Origin of the sequence: Paractinoplanes hotanensis, assembly GCF_023717965.1 — a bacterium.
GTDB lineage: Bacteria > Actinomycetota > Actinomycetes > Mycobacteriales > Micromonosporaceae > Actinoplanes > Actinoplanes polyasparticus.
The window spans coordinates 1-14,049 of the sequence record NZ_JAMQOL010000098.1; the positions used below are offsets into that span (position 1 = coordinate 1).

A 14,049-nucleotide genomic window follows, 5' to 3' on the forward strand; every position below is an offset into this window, starting at 1 on the left:
CTCCACCTCGGCCGCGACGCCCGCGAAGCGATCAGCCGACAACTGCTGCCGTAACAGCAGGGCAGCGCCTCGCGGGGGTAGCTGCTCGAGGGCCTCGTCGCCCGCCACTGCGGCGGCCGGCGACGAGGGAAGGGCCGGCGGAGGGAGCGTCCGCAGGGTAATGACGGTGTCGGTCATGCCGCGTTGCCTCGCCTCGCCCGGCAAGCAACGCCGATCACCTGCGGCTTTTAGGCTCCTCACAGGGCACGCTCCGAGTGCGACTGCCTCTACCGGCTGAAGTGTCCTGCTGCAGCAGACAGCGCCGGTCGAACTGAGTGGAGTCGATCGCCAGTTATCAGCGGCAAATCCGGACGTCGGCGAATGGGAACCTGGGGGGTCGGAGGACGCATGTCGGCGTCCCTCAGGTGCGAGACGCGGTCATTTCCGCAAGGATTGCGGTCATGACGTCCCGGCACCGGTCCTCGATGCTGCCGGCTTTGTGCACCGAGCGGCTGGCGTTGAGCGCTTTCACTGAGGACGATGCGGCGGAGTTGCACGAGCTGTTCGCCGATCCGCGGACCCATACGATCGGCTCGGGACCGTTCACCGCGTTCGCGCAGACATCGCGGTGGATCGCGAACCGTATGGCGACACAGCGCGATCATGGGCTGTGCTGGTACGCGTTGCGCCGCATCGACACCGGTCAGCTGATCGGCAACTGTGGTCTGTTCGCCGGCCGTACCGGCTACGCCGAACCCGAGATCGGCTACCTGATCGCTGAGGGACATCGGGGAGTGGGCTACGCCGCCGAGGCTACTGCGGCTGTGCTGCGGCACTGCCACGCCGTGGGCCTGTGGCGAGTGTGGGCCGGCATCCGTCCGCGTAACACTGCTTCGCGCCGTGTTGCCGAGACTGCCGGCATGAGCTTTGACCATGTCGAGGTCGACGAACGCGGCGAACTGATGTTCTATGCCATCGACCTGGCGCCCGCGACGGACGCGCTAAGCGCGTAGCCGCCGCGCCCGATCAGCGGCAGACCCGGTGCGCCACGAGGCGCCTTGTTGTATCCCCGGTGCAGCCGGGAAGAACTCGGAGGGAGGTTCTTGGGTCCGATGGCTTACCTGGATCCGAAAGGTGAAGGGGACCAGAGCATGCCAGGAAAGCAGTGGTCATGGCCAGGCGTACGGCGGTGAGGTGCTGCGGGACCCGCGGAATATGGTGAAAGCTGAATTGCCTGAAGCCCAATCTCCAGTGATGCAAGCCGCCATCCACCGGAAAGACGTCTGAACCGGTGCCGCGTCCTGCGTCGGCGTCGCGGATTTGCCGATGCAACCTCCGGAGCGCGGGCGATGCCCAGTGAGGGCATTCAAGGAGATGAGTGGGCCACCTAAGTTCCGCTCCACACGTACAACGAGGACGAACGTGGGATCGCCTACAGGACGCGAGTCCTATGGCGACGGAGACCCCGTAGTAGTCGCAGGAGTCACGACCTGCCGAGGAGTCCGGGAGAGCCGGAAGCAGGGCGAAGGGGGTCAGGTGACAACGGGACATCACGGTCCGGGAGGTAGGCGTAATGCTCAGAGCCGAAACGGCACGGGACGTCCCTGCGCGAGGGCTTGGCAGCTGAGCGGCTGCCGTGACGGTACTCGCGTAGCAGTCACTGGAGAGCCCGTTGCTGGGAAATCCGGCACGGCGGGTTCGGGCCGGGGGCCGCTGGAAAAGGGCTGATCAGCACCTCGCCAGCGGCCTACCGGTACGACGTCGCGGGGGTCAGGTGCGCCGACGTTCTTGACGATTAGTTGATGGCCGTCAGAATCGGCGGGATGCCGAGTCGTATCGCCGCTTTCCGGAGCAACTGCTTGCCTGGCTTATGAAGGCCGACCTCGACAAATGCGCGCCCCGCCCAGACGAGCGCGTATGCCACAGTGAGGCTGGCCACTTTCTTAGTCCTTCCGATGCGGCCGGCTGCTTTACCTGGACAAGGCGATCGCCCGGCCCTGCTACGAGGTGGCGAATGACCGCGCTCGGCGCGTGGGCCGCGTCCGACGTGTGGCGGTACATCAGGTAAAGACTGTTACCAGCTTGTAGGTCCTTACACATTGCGGGGAAGGCGCGAGCTTGTGCAGCCCTTGCTGGCGCTGGCGTCCTCTTTGCCTCGTCATTGATTTGATCACGAAGTTCTTCTGGTACGCCCACCTCGGCCAGTTCTGCCGTGGTCATGAGGTTTACCGCCTGTCGGGAACGCTCGTACATGGTGGCGTCGACACCTGATTTTCCAGTCTGCTGTGTCCAGGCCGCCGAGACTGCCGACTCGAAGCAGGCTCGAACGTTCGGCATCGACTCAGCCCACAGATCGCTTTCCCACAACGTGCTGGCCGCGCGGCCCGCACGGTACGCGTTGGCGACAAGCGCAAAGGTCACACGCGCAGTCGGAAGGTCCTTCGTCCGCGTATCAAAGCCGTCGAAGCGATCCCATGCCGCCATGAGTTCGTCGATGACCTCCCGGTACACCTCGATCGGGAGACTGGGCGCTAGACGCTGTCGGCTCATGTCGCCAGAGCTTGCCTGCTCTCTGTCCTCTTGTCGTCTGATTTCTAGGTGCTTTGCTCGACTAGGGCCGGCCAAGCCGTCGTAGCGGCAGCGTTGGTATTCGCGCTCGGACGGCATGCGCCGCGCTCACCCGAGCTCCTGGCAGTGCTGCGGACCGCAGCGGGCCTAGCAAACACCAGGCGCTCCCGGGAAACGCACGTCCTCCTGGGTTTCCGTGCGGCGCCGTGCACTCGCTCGGCGGCAGAACAATGCGCCGGACCTCGGTATCAGAAAAAACGAAGGCAGCCCCTCTTTCCGATATCTCGGTCGTCAGGAATGGTCGGCGTCATTACCATCGACGGAGTGTCGGAAACCGTTTCATACCGCCGCCGCTCCGCACGAGTGATTCTTATCGACCGCGACCAGCGGGTGCTCCTGCTGAAGTTCCTCCTTGTCGCCGATTCCCGAAAATTGGATCTGGCCCACTTTGGTTGATCGAAGTTGGTCCCCTTGTCATCCGGTCTGTCCACTGTGTACTGTGCGGCCGGTGCGATGATCACTGTCTTGAAGTGCTGCTGCCGCAACTGGCCGGGGTGACTGTCGAGCGGGTTGAGAGCAGCACCGCTGAACTGCGGATCTGGGCTCGTCCGAAGGCCGACGAGGCGCCGTGTCCGGGGTGTGGTGCACGCAGCCGGCGGGTGCACCGTCGCTACCAGCGTCGCCTGGCTGATCTGGCCGTGGGCGGTCGGCAGGTGATGCTCGTGCTGCAGGTTCGGGTGTTCGTCTGTCAGGACCGCAACTGTGCGGTGCGCCGGTTCGCCGAGCAGGTCGAGGACCTGACCGCGGCGTATGCCAGGTGCAGCGGTGGCCTGCGTGAGGCGCTGGAGTAGATCGGGCTGGCTTTGGCCGGTCGGGCCGGGGCCCGGCTGGCCGCCCGGTTCGGCCTGTCGATCAGCCGCAACACGGTGTTGCGACTGGTCCGCCGGCTGCCGGACCGGGCGCCGTCGGTGGTCCGGGTCCTCGGGGTCGACGACTTCGCGCTCCGCCGGGGCCACGTCTACGGCACGGTGCTCATCGACATGGACACCCACCGGCCGATCGACGTGCTACCCGACCGCGAAGCCGCAACCCTCGCCGCGTGGCTGCGGGCGCATCCGGGGGTGGAGGTGATCTGCCGCGACCGGGCCGGCGCCTACGCCGACGGCGCCCGCACCGGTGCGCCCGACGCGATCCAGGTCGCGGACCGCTTCCATCTGTGGCACAACCTGGCCGAACACGTCGAGAAGGTCGTGGCCCGCCACCACGGATGCCTGGCCGAACCGGCTGCCGAGCCGGCACCGCCGGTGGTCCCGCCTGACCTGGACCAGATCGCCGCCCAAGCGGCCGAGCACCAAGCCGAGCAGGGCCGGCTGGTCGAACGCACCCGGCAACGTTACGAGCAGGTCCAGACGCTGCTCGCCCAAGGCATGGGCATCAAGGCGATCGTGCGGGAACTCGGCCTGGCCAGGGAAACGGTGCGCCGCTTCGCCCGCGCCCAAAACGTGCAGGACCTGCTGGCCACCGCCCACCTCGGGAGCCGGCCCAGCGTCCTGGACCCGTTCACCGATCACCTGCACCAACGCTGGAACGAGGGCTGCACCAGCACGACTCAACTCTTCGCTGAGATCCAGGCACTGGGCTACCGCGGAACCTGCGCCACACTGCGCGGCTATCTACGCCCGTTCCGCACCGCCGCGGGCCCAGCGCCGGCGCGGGTCCGGCCGCCGAAGGTCCGCCACATCACCGGCTGGATCCTGCGCCGTTACACCGACCTGAACCCCGACGAGCAGCGCAAACTCGATGACATCCGCAAACGCTGCCGCCACCTCGACGCTCTCACCACGCACGTCGCCGCGTTCGGTGACATGCTCACCGGCCGCCACGGCGACCGCCTCAACGCCTGGATCGCCGCAGTCGATACCGACGACCTGCCCGAACTGCACTCCTACGCCAACGGCCTCAAACGCGACTACGACGCCGTCCGCAACGGCCTCACCCTGCCCCACAGCTCCGGCGCTGTCGAGGGCCAGGTCAACCGGATCATTCTGTGGAATCAGAGATTGTCGATGGAGGGCGTCGATCGGGTCGTTCGGCGCGGTGTCGGTGGGAGCACGGTCAGGGGTAGTTGTCTGCCGGGTTCGGCGCGGAGCTGGTTCGGGGTGGGGCCGGCTGGGGTGGCGACGTCGGCGAGCCGTTCGATGAGGCGGTCGACGGCGGCATGGTCGTTGTCGACCGCGGCGCGTTCGTCGTCGGTCAGGGGGACGCCCACCAGCATGCGCTGCAGGCCTTGCTTCGCCTCGAGCAGGTGAGCCGAGCTGGAGGCTTTCGGGGTGTAGAAGTCGCAGCGGGCGCAGGCCATCCGGTGCTGGCACTGCTCGAAGAACGTGTAGCTGCAGTAGCCGTGTCCGAGGTCGTAGTGCTGCCAGGGTTCGCCGTTGGTGGCGGCGCCGGAGGCGACGGCGTCGCGGTCGATGAGGACTTCGATGGTGCGCACGTTGCGGGCGAAGTAGCCGGCGTCCTGGTAGGCGCGGGTCAGCGTGGTGGGGCTGATCTTCGTGTAGTACTGGGTCGATTGCGGGGACCGGTGGCCGAGCCAGGCTTGCAGCTCGAACAGCGTCATCGGTTCCTTGGCGTTGTAGAGCTGGCTGGCGATCGTGGATCGGGCCCGGTGACTGGTGATCGCGCCGCGAACGTCGGCGGACGGGACGCCGCCTTTGCGGCAGAGCATCGGGATGACCGTGTTGTTGATGTAGGCGGTGGACATGCGGCGGGCGCGGGCGGCGAACAGCAGGTCGACGCTTTCGCCGGTGCGTCGGTCGGTGAAAGGCGGCTGGGCGGGTCGGATGGCCTGCCACGCGTCGATGGCCTGGCCGAGGACCGGGTCGACGGGCTTGGTGAACGCGGTGCCGGTCTTGTGGGTGGGCACGTCGAGCAGGCAGACGGCGTCGCGGGCCAGGACATCGGCGGCGTCGCCGGCGATCGGGGTGCCGTGGTGTTGCCAGCGGATGCATCCGACGCGCAGCCGGGCGATCTCGTCGCTGCGCTGGCCGGAGAACAGCCATGTGAGGGTGACCGCGCGGACCAGTTCGAACGGGTAGAACGGGCCGGACTGTGTGGCCGGCAGGTCGTTGACGGTCAGGTTGAGCCCGGCCCAGAGCAGTTTCGCCCAGATGTCGTCGGCGATCACCCGCGGGTTCGGGCTGAGCATGGCGGCGATGCTGCGCGGGACGGCCAGTGCGCGCAGCGGGTCGAAGCGGCGGGGCAGCCATTCCCATTCCTGGCAGTCCCCGAAGAACCTGCGCATCGCGCCGATCTGGCCGGCCTTGGTCGCCGCGGTCAGCGGCTGGCCCAGCCGGTCCTCGAGGCCGGCGGTGCGCTGGACGTAGTCCCCGACCCGCATGCGGTCCAGCGCGGCGATCCACGTCGCGCACGTCTGCCGCGTCCATGCCGCCGGGTCGCTGGCCTCGGGGTGTTCGGCGGCCAGCCACCGGCCGACCTTGAGCAGGTTCGCGCGGACACTGCCGCGGACCCGCCGGGTGAGAGTGGACGTGTCATACCAGCGGTCGGCGGCCTGCTGCCACGTCTGGGCGCCGCCGGTTGCCCTCGCGGAATGCTGGCCGGTGCGGCGGACCGGCGCGGTGCAGAATCCGAGCTCGGCCACCGCCCGCTGCACCGCGTGCACGGTGTTGAGCCGGGCGCCTTCCAGGAGCCGCTCTTCACGGACTCGGTCGAACAGGTCGGTGGTCATGTCCTGCAGGTGTGGACTGCCGTTGGTCAGCATCAGCTGCGCGACGGTCAACGGCAGCAGTTGGTCGTCGTGGCGGCCGAGTTGGTAGCCCCAGCCGCCCAGCACACGTCGCAGGTGGGCGAGTTCGGCGTCGACGCGGTCGCGGCCGAAGACCCGCCAGCACAGCACCAGCCGTTGGAAGCTGCCGAGGCGGTGAAACGCGGTGAACCCGCCTAGCAGAAACGCATGCGCGGCAAGGTAAGGGCGGACCTCGTCACCGACCCAGGCCGGTGCGCCAGCCCGGAACTCTTTGACAGTGCGGCCCAGCAAAGTCTCCCACTCCTCGCCGGGCCAGTGCCAGTAGCTGCCGACACCGGGCTGCGCGCAGCGGATCAGGAGCCAGGCCACGACATCGAGCATGGCGCGGCGCCGGTGCGGCGTCGGCGGTGAATCCAGGCCGGTGTTAACCGCGTCCAACGGGCGCAGCAACCGGCCGATGACCCGCCAGCCCGGCGCCGCCGGATCACCAGTCTTCAGGCGCCGCAGGGTGGGCAAGTCGAGCCCGGTGATCGCGGCGGACTCTTCGGCCCGCACCACCACCCGCAACCGTGGCCGGGTGACCGGCGGCGACCACCGAGCCGGTCCGGCCGGCGTCGGCTGCGACACCGTCTGCAACGCCGGTCGCGAGATCGCCGCGCTCATCGGCCCGTCCCGGCGCTGGCCGTGCCGGCAAGCATCTCGATCCGCCATGCGTGGATGTGCTGCATCCCCGTGGCGAGCTTGTCGGCCAAGTCCCGGCCGGACAGATGGATGTACTTCAGCGTGGAATCGGTATGCCGGTGACCGGCGAACGCGGCGATCGCATGGATCTCCCAGCCCATCCGCGCCAGATCAGTCAGACACAGATGTCGGGTGGTATGCGTGGAGAACCGCGGCAGACCGGCCGCTGAGGCGACCCGCCGCACGACCTTCGACCAGGTCCACAACGTCACCGGCTGCCCGGTATTGCGCCGCGACTGCGACAACAACAACGGCCCGCGGGCCCGGCTCAACGTCGCCCGATGCCGCAGATAGTCCGCCAGCAACACCCCGGTCGGAGCCGAGTACGGCACCATGCGCTCCAACCGGTTCTTCGTCGTCTCCGCCCGCACCCGCAGCATCCGCCGTCCCGGATCGAGATCATCGGTGCGCAACGAGCACAACTCCTCACGCCGCAACGCCGCGTCATACGCCAACGCGAGCATCAACCGGTTCCGCGCCGACTCGCCGCGGAACGCGGTCAACAACGCCAACCACTCGGCCTCAGACGGAATCCATGGCAGCTTCGTCAGCCTCGGCACCAGACCGCGCTGCTGCCCACCGAACCGGCGACCCGGGGTATATCGGCCCCGCCCGACCGGGTTCGACTCGCGCACACCCTCCTCAATCAGATAATCGAAGAACAGCCGCACCGGCACCAACCGCTGCTGCAACGTCGCGTTCGCCAACCCCGCACCCGAGTCGATCGAAACTACGTTCGCGCCATGCCGGCCAGGTCGCGTCGTCAGTGCCCGGACGAACACCGCCACGTCCGCCCGGGACGCCGTGTCCGGGTCAACGCCGGCGTCCTCGCACACCTCGAGGAACTCCGCCAAGCCCCGGGCATACGCGTCGATCGTCCGGGGCGCTCGTCCCAGATCGGTCCACACCCGCAGCCACTCGGCCGCACGCTCATGCCGGGCCAGGACCGGCCACTTCTCCTCCACGATCATCGCGAGACTCAACCAGGACGGCATCGTCCGGCAACGCCCTCGACCAGGGATTCAGCCCACCGCGTGATTCCAAGTAACTGTAAAAATGATCAAACGGCAGATGTTCGGCCGCGCCAAACTCGACCTCCTCCGAAAACGAGTCCTCGCCTAACGAGAGCCGGCCAGGGACCAACTTCGATCAACCAAAGTGGGCCAGATCCAGATCCAGTCTTCAGGGAGCGGCGACACTCCTCGATCCGAGGGACGGCCGAGGGGGACATGGCTGGGTGACTCCGGGCGGCGGTGTGGATGCCGGCGAACCGCTCCAGGAAGCGGCCGCTCGCGAACTACGCGAAGAGATCGGCCTCGTCGTAAGCCCCGGACTGCTCGGCCAACCCGTGGCTTACAGCTCCGGATACGCCGAAGTCGGCTGGGCGCGCGGCACCTTCCGGGATGACTTCTTCTTCTACCATCTCGATGCCCACGACGTCGACACCACCGGCATGGAAGCCCTCGAACGCCAACACCACGCCGGACACCGCTGGTGGACGTTGGACCAGCTGACCAACAGCACGGACGTTATCTACCCCTTCGGGTTGGCATCCCTGCTGGATCAGCTCCGTACCGAAGGTACCCCGCAGCAGGCAGTGCAGCTGCCCTGGCACCATTGACCGACCAAACCAGACCGACCCCGCCGACGCGGTCTTGCCCTGAGTAGCCGGTACGAGTCTCTGGACGGGTGACGACACAACAGCCGAGCATAACCCTCGGTAGCGAGCTGATCGGGAGATCCGGATGCCGTCCAGGCGTCAGAGCTCGGCGAAGTATCGGGCGAACCACGTTTCTTTTTGATCACCAAAGACCCACTGGTTGGGCCCGTCGTACCCGGTCTGGAGGATGCCGTGGGGGACGGAACGATATCCAAGGTCGGTCAGTGCCTCTTCGACCCGGGCGCGGTCGTCGAGGTGTAGCGGCGGCGAGGGCACCGTCAGGGTGTCTGGCGACAGCGAATCTTGTCCCGCCCAGCATGTGGCTAGGTTGCCGAAGTTGCTCACGCCCACGATGACCGGAAAGCGGATACGGGTGCGCTTGGCGCGTGTCGTCGTGCACTCGGGTGGTATGCGAATCTCGCCGAAGCGGGAAGAATCCTGGTGCGGTCCCTTCGCGGGTATAAGGGGGCAGCCGAAGATGTCACTCAACCGCCTCGTGAGCTGCTCGAATCGCAGTTGCGTCGCCGCGTGGTCGAAGTCCCGGGGAAACTCCAGGCCCACCGCTTGCCCCAGTGCGCCGGGCTCGTCGAGGGCTCGCAGCACCGCCAACCACTCCGACTCGTCATGTACCACCATGCCCGGGACGATAACTATGACCACGGCTGCGGAGCCATCCGATTCTCGGCACGAGCGTGCAGGTGATCGCCGTTCGGCCAACACGGACCGTTACGACGATATGGCGGGCAGGGCGCAGGCTCAGCGGCAAATCCGGACGCGGTGAATCGGGTGCGAAGTTGGCACCGAACGCAGCGCCGGTTAGCCGTGCGCTAATTCCGGGCAGCCGATCAGTGAGCTGATCTCAACAAGATCAGGTTAGGTATTTGTATTCGAAGTGGGTCAGATGCAGTGCGGCGGCGACGAGTTCACCGATCCGGCGCGGGCTGATCGTGGTGTGACGCAGGGTTTTCCAGCGGCCGATGAGGATGGCGAAGCCGCGTTCGCCTTGCCAGCGCAGACCGCGAAGGAGCCGGTTGGAGGCACGGTTGTCGATGGCGAGAGGTTTGCCGTCGGTCGGTTGCTTGACCGGCGTCTTGATGCCGTGACCAGTGCCTTCGTAGCCGGAGTCGGCCAGGCCCGGCAGGTCGAGTTCGGCGGCGGACCAGTTCAGCGCGGCGGTGACGCCGAGTTCGCGGGCGCAGCTGGTGTCGTGCAGGTGCCCGGGCATCGCCGCCGATGTCCAGATCGGTAGCCCGTCCGGGCGCATGATCGCCTGAATGTTCGCGCCGAAGTCGCGGTGTTTTCCGGAGTACCAGGCGTCGATCGTCTTGCCCTTGGTCGAGAGGGTGGTCTCGGTGAGCCGGTCGCAGTCGAACAGTTTGCCGTCGAGGATGACGTACGACCAGCCGTCGGCGGCGACCCGCTTCAGCGCGGTGTGCAGGTCCTGCGCTTGGGCGGCGAGGACCGCGATGCCTTCGTCGCGGTAGCGGTACGCGGTCGCCCGGGAGATCCCGAAGCCGGCGCCCAGCAGGGTCAGATCTTCTTGCTTGCGGAACCAGATGAGCACCAGAAGCGCCTGGTAGAAGCAGGTCAGAGCGCGGGTCTTCTTCCGAGTGCCGCGGGCTCGGCGTTCGGCGTGCAGTAGTCGTGCCACGTACTGCACCAGTTCTCTCGGGACGTCGACCATGGCACGATAAGCCAGCACGTGGAGCCCTCTCGAAGACGTGGATCTGTCGCAAGACCTGTCTATCGATGGCTCCACGTCTGTTTCGAGGACCGCCCGGTTCTACCGATTCACCCGTGTCATCCCGAATCGGCCACCATTCCTTGCTGAGATCAGCTCAGTTCACCGGTTGATCGCCTGTTCGAGGGTGGCGCGGATGGATCGCAGTGAGGCGAGCGCCAGCGGATACAACTCCTCGGACTCTTCCCACAGCTCTCGCCACTCCGAGTCCTTCTGGACTATCCGGTCGAGGGCTCGCACCCCTATCGCAGGGATTTCGCCGTCAACCTCTACGTTGCCGCCCTCCAGCAGGAAGTTGGGCGCATAGGGAGTGTCGATCGCCGTCCCATCCGGCAACTGTGAGGCAACAACGGCCGCAGCAGCGATAGCCTTCGCCGCTTCGTCGCTGTCGAGGTACTCGTTACCGTACTCAGCAACGCGGCTCAGTGCATCGCGGATCAACACAGATCGTTGCTCTGGGGCGGCCTCGTCCAAGTCACCGCACCAGTCGGCAGCGGTGTCGTTGTCGAACGGCCCAACGTCCCAGGTGCCCATGCCGCCTCCCCGCTCGTCGATTTATCCCAAACTCGCCGAGAGCTTAACGCCTATTGATCAACAGCTCGTAGGGTTCTTCAGCCAGCTATGACCGCGACGTCTGGCTACGACGGAGCCGCGTTGGTCAACCGGAACTCCCAGCGCGCACGATCGGCGGCGATTGAGCATGTGTGATCTTGGCGCTAGTCCCAGTAGTTGAATAGGGCTTCGCCCAGCGTTTGAGGCTGCCAGTAGCGCAGGTCATGTTGGCTGATTTGGGGACACCTCGCTGCATCGACGGGCTCGCCCAACTCCGCCACGGACAGCAAACGGAATCCCGGCACCTCGGTCAAAGCGGCTGCCAGCTCGGGAAGGTCGACGAACGTCAGCGAACCAGCCGTACGCGCCGGCAGGAATTCGAGGACATGCGGCTCGGCGAGCGCCATGAGCGGAGCGTCGCGGACGCACACGACCGCGACGTTCCGGTCCGAGTAGGTAATGATCGCTTGGTGGAAGCTCGGCGTCGGCTCGTTACCGACCTGGAAGTCGGTCAGCTCGCCACCGGTTTGCCGGGCGGCCTCGTAGCAGCCGCGGCGAAAGGCCTTCACGTCGGTCACGACGGAGAACCATACGTGCCCGCACCACACTCGAACCGTTCAGAACGCCGGCGTCGGCGCTTCGCGAGCTACCCAAGCATGCTTCGCCGGTATGTACCGTCAATACCCACTGGTCGCCGCGCACGCTCGGCGGCATGACAGATGACATGCATCGGCCGGTTGCGGTCGGTGGGTTGAGGCGAGGTGTACGCCGTTCGGGTCTTGACGACCAGCCGAGGTGGGAGCCTCCTCAGCTCAGACGCAGGTTTCCCTGTGTTGGACATCGATGGTCACGGAGCTTGAGGAGGTTCCCGATGTCGATCGTAGGCGGCTTGGACATCCACCGGAAGCAGCTGACATTCGACTGGGTGGACGACGAGAACGGGAAATGGGAACGCGGCCGGATCGCCCCGGCTGACCGGGAGCATCTGGCCGGCTGGCTGACCCGGTTCGATCCCGCGGCCGGGCCGGTGGCGTTCGCGATGGAAGGCTGCACCGGCTGGCGCTACATCGCGGAGGAAATGGCCAAGGCAGGCGTGACCGCGCATCTGGCCGAGCCGGCCGACACATCGGCGCTGCGCGGCCCGAAACGACGGGCCAAGACCGACAAGGCCGACGCGAAACTGCTGCGGGAGCTCCTCGCGACCGGTCGGCTGCCGCAGTGCTACATCCCGCCGGCACAGGTCCTGGAATGGCGAGCGATGCTGGAGCTCTACCAGGATTTGCGGACCCAGCACACCGGCTGGGCCCAACGCATCCAGTCAGTCTGCTTCCACCAAGGCACCACCGCGCCCGGGCCCGCCGGCATCGTCCGCGGTGACCGGGCCCGGCTCAAAGCGATCGTCGACGACCAGTTATCCATCTCCGGCCGGCTACAGGTCAACACCGCCTTATCCATCATGGACGTTCTGGCCGAGCATCTCGAGCGGCTGCGCCGCCGGCTGCTGTCGACCTCCCGCGGCATGAAGGGAGCGCGGGCGTTGATGCACGACATCTACGGCGTCGGCCCGCTCAGCTCACTCGCGTTATGCGCCTGGCTCGGCGGCGCCGACCGGTTCTCGTCCTCGCGTAAAGCGGTCCGATTCGTCGGCCTCGACATCACCGTGCACTCCTCCGACGGCAAACGCAGCCCCGGCCGGCTCTCCCGGCAAGGCCCCGAAGTGCTGCGCTGGCTGCTGTTCGAAGCCGCGAAAACCTCCGCCCGCGCCTGCGCACCCGGCTACGACTACTACACCCAGGTCAAAGACCGCTACGACGCCAACCGCGCCTGCCTGTCCCAGGCCCGCCGCATCGTCCGGCACGCCACCCACATCCTGACCGGCCTCGGCGACGACGCGTTCACCGTCCTCGCCCAACCGGCCGCACCCACCACCATCACTCGCTGAACTAGCAGGGGCCGGATCGGCGAGGACCGGCCAGCCCGACATCAACGATGACGGGCACCAAACGCGGCCAGCTCCCTCAACGCACTGTCAGACCGCACCACCACCGCCCCATCCCAGGGCGATGACCGCGGACGGCCAAGACAGAATGAGCGGTCGCACCCCAGCGAGGGGGCCACCCGATCAATCATCATGTCGCGGACACAAACCCCGTCCGACGGCCATAGGTAAGTCTGGCTGCCACCCCGCCACCACCCCGCACCGACGCGAGCGAACAACCCACGACCTCGGAGCCGCGCCCGACAAGACAGACAGACCGAGCCACCGCCACAACTCGCCCAGCCCTGAGCCGCGAGACGATCCACCACTGCCCGGACTACTCAAACAACAACAAAAACCCCCTGGACGACCGGGCACCCATGCAGGTAAGTGCATCCTCCCGTCGTGTGGCGACGGTCATTCATGATGATGCCCTGGCACAGCGGGTCTGCTCGAGATCATCCAGATGTCAGGCCTGCGCGAGAATGAGGACGCGTCAAAATGGGTAGCAACGGCGAAGACGCGACTGCACAGAGAGCGGCCGAATCCGTGCGTGTCCGCGCGGCCGCGCTTCTGTGCTCAGCGGATGACGTCTTGATCGTCGAGCATTCGGTCAACGGTAACCGGTGGAAGTGCTATCCGGGCGGGGGCCTGGAGGTCGGCGAGACGCTCGAAGAGTGCGTACACCGTGAGCTCGTCGAGGAACTCAGCTTCAACTGCACGGTCGGCCCACTTGTAGCATTTGGCTACCACCTTGATCCTGGCGAACACTCCGTGGAGTTCTTCTTTCGATGCACAAGCGAGAGCCGGCTTCTTAGGCCTACTGGCGGGTCGATAACGGGTGCATGGTTTGTGGACCGGCGGCGGCTAATGGAGCTAAGCGTCTTCCCCCTCGAGCTCTCAGCAGAACTAGCGTCCGCCCCGGTCGAAGTAGGGTCTGGCGTCCGCTATTTTGGTCAGTTCCGCTAGTGAGACGGCCCTCGCCGTGCCAGGGTCTTCGCAAGGTCGAGATATGCCCGTTTTAGGCAAGTCCAAGGAGCTGTAGGGATCGGTACGGGTCTCGG

At 66.5% G+C, this 14,049-nt stretch carries 12 protein-coding genes and 2 pseudogenes; 7 read left to right on the top strand and 7 right to left on the bottom strand.

What is annotated here, in order from left to right:
- Nucleotides 1-440: 440 nt before the first annotated feature.
- Nucleotides 441-992, top strand: a complete 552-nt coding sequence (locus LXN57_RS47145; RefSeq protein WP_251804861.1) for a GNAT family N-acetyltransferase — start codon at nucleotides 441-443, stop codon at nucleotides 990-992.
- 796 nt (nucleotides 993-1,788) lie between these two features.
- Here the strand turns inward: LXN57_RS47145 and LXN57_RS48520 are convergent.
- Complete coding sequence (locus LXN57_RS48520; RefSeq protein ID WP_369077316.1) at nucleotides 1,789-2,646, bottom strand: DUF5677 domain-containing protein; 858 nt, start codon at nucleotides 2,644-2,646, stop codon at nucleotides 1,789-1,791.
- A 225-nt stretch (nucleotides 2,647-2,871) separates the two neighbouring features.
- On the opposite strand from LXN57_RS48520, the gene LXN57_RS48150 reads away from it, so the two are divergent.
- The 3 genes and pseudogenes from LXN57_RS48150 to LXN57_RS47155 form a co-directional block, all read left to right on the top strand.
- Nucleotides 2,872-3,003 carry a hypothetical protein gene (locus LXN57_RS48150; RefSeq protein WP_285904771.1) on the top strand — a complete coding sequence of 44 codons (132 nt, stop codon included), beginning with the start codon at nucleotides 2,872-2,874 and terminating at the stop codon, nucleotides 3,001-3,003.
- A gap of 74 nt (nucleotides 3,004-3,077) precedes the next feature.
- Complete coding sequence (locus LXN57_RS47150) at nucleotides 3,078-3,398, top strand: transposase family protein (RefSeq protein ID WP_251804862.1); 321 nt, start codon at nucleotides 3,078-3,080, stop codon at nucleotides 3,396-3,398.
- A 12-nt stretch (nucleotides 3,399-3,410) separates the two neighbouring features.
- Nucleotides 3,411-4,580, top strand: a pseudogene (locus LXN57_RS47155) (ISL3 family transposase); the annotation flags it as partial.
- Nucleotides 4,581-4,600: 20 nt separating this feature from the next.
- Here the strand turns inward: LXN57_RS47155 and LXN57_RS47160 are convergent.
- Entirely contained in the window at nucleotides 4,601-6,976 is a 2,376-nt protein-coding gene (locus LXN57_RS47160; RefSeq protein WP_251804863.1) for a tyrosine-type recombinase/integrase, read from the bottom strand.
- Nucleotides 6,973-8,025: a tyrosine-type recombinase/integrase gene (locus LXN57_RS47165; protein ID WP_251804864.1), complete on the bottom strand. Its 1,053-nt coding sequence runs from the start codon at nucleotides 8,023-8,025 to the stop codon at nucleotides 6,973-6,975. The genes LXN57_RS47160 and LXN57_RS47165 overlap by 4 nt, the downstream gene beginning before the upstream one ends.
- Before the next feature lie 257 nt (nucleotides 8,026-8,282).
- Between LXN57_RS47165 and LXN57_RS47170 the strand changes: the two are divergent.
- Nucleotides 8,283-8,675 (top strand): annotated as a pseudogene (locus LXN57_RS47170) (NUDIX hydrolase); the annotation flags it as partial.
- 138 nt (nucleotides 8,676-8,813) lie between these two features.
- On the opposite strand, the gene LXN57_RS47175 reads toward LXN57_RS47170, so the two are convergent.
- From LXN57_RS47175 to LXN57_RS47190, 4 genes are all read right to left on the bottom strand, one after another.
- The gene (locus tag LXN57_RS47175) at nucleotides 8,814-9,350 is read right to left on the bottom strand and encodes a hypothetical protein (protein ID WP_251804866.1); all 537 of its coding nucleotides are present in this window, start codon (nucleotides 9,348-9,350) and stop codon (nucleotides 8,814-8,816) included.
- Between the two features lie 232 nt (nucleotides 9,351-9,582).
- The gene (locus LXN57_RS47180; protein WP_251804867.1) at nucleotides 9,583-10,416 is read right to left on the bottom strand and encodes a transposase family protein; all 834 of its coding nucleotides are present in this window, start codon (nucleotides 10,414-10,416) and stop codon (nucleotides 9,583-9,585) included.
- 141 nt (nucleotides 10,417-10,557) lie between these two features.
- Nucleotides 10,558-10,989 (bottom strand): DUF4259 domain-containing protein, encoded by a 432-nt coding sequence (locus LXN57_RS47185; RefSeq protein ID WP_251804868.1) that lies wholly within the window; start codon nucleotides 10,987-10,989, stop codon nucleotides 10,558-10,560.
- A 182-nt stretch (nucleotides 10,990-11,171) separates the two neighbouring features.
- The gene (locus tag LXN57_RS47190; RefSeq protein ID WP_251804869.1) at nucleotides 11,172-11,585 is read right to left on the bottom strand and encodes a hypothetical protein; all 414 of its coding nucleotides are present in this window, start codon (nucleotides 11,583-11,585) and stop codon (nucleotides 11,172-11,174) included.
- A gap of 293 nt (nucleotides 11,586-11,878) precedes the next feature.
- Between LXN57_RS47190 and LXN57_RS47195 the strand changes: the two genes are divergently transcribed.
- Nucleotides 11,879-12,949: an IS110 family RNA-guided transposase gene (locus tag LXN57_RS47195; RefSeq protein WP_251804870.1), complete on the top strand. Its 1,071-nt coding sequence runs from the start codon at nucleotides 11,879-11,881 to the stop codon at nucleotides 12,947-12,949.
- A gap of 537 nt (nucleotides 12,950-13,486) precedes the next feature.
- Nucleotides 13,487-13,954 carry an NUDIX domain-containing protein gene (locus tag LXN57_RS48525; protein WP_369077317.1) on the top strand — a complete coding sequence of 156 codons (468 nt, stop codon included), beginning with the start codon at nucleotides 13,487-13,489 and terminating at the stop codon, nucleotides 13,952-13,954.
- Nucleotides 13,955-14,049 lie beyond the last annotated feature (95 nt).

What these genes read in the sequence shown, in the direction of transcription:
- LXN57_RS47145 (WP_251804861.1), top strand. Translation starts at nt 441, where the DNA reads ATGACGTCCCGGCACCGGTCCTCGATGCTGCCGGCTTTGTGCACCGAG.
- LXN57_RS48520 (WP_369077316.1), bottom strand. Translation starts at nt 2,646, where the DNA reads ATGCCGTCCGAGCGCGAATACCAACGCTGCCGCTACGACGGCTTGGCC.
- LXN57_RS47160 (WP_251804863.1), bottom strand. Translation starts at nt 6,976, where the DNA reads ATGAGCGCGGCGATCTCGCGACCGGCGTTGCAGACGGTGTCGCAGCCG.
- LXN57_RS47165 (WP_251804864.1), bottom strand. Translation starts at nt 8,025, where the DNA reads ATGATCGTGGAGGAGAAGTGGCCGGTCCTGGCCCGGCATGAGCGTGCG.
- LXN57_RS47175 (WP_251804866.1), bottom strand. Translation starts at nt 9,350, where the DNA reads ATGGTGGTACATGACGAGTCGGAGTGGTTGGCGGTGCTGCGAGCCCTC.
- LXN57_RS47185 (WP_251804868.1), bottom strand. Translation starts at nt 10,989, where the DNA reads ATGGGCACCTGGGACGTTGGGCCGTTCGACAACGACACCGCTGCCGAC.
- LXN57_RS47195 (WP_251804870.1), top strand. Translation starts at nt 11,879, where the DNA reads ATGTCGATCGTAGGCGGCTTGGACATCCACCGGAAGCAGCTGACATTC.
- LXN57_RS48525 (WP_369077317.1), top strand. Translation starts at nt 13,487, where the DNA reads ATGGGTAGCAACGGCGAAGACGCGACTGCACAGAGAGCGGCCGAATCC.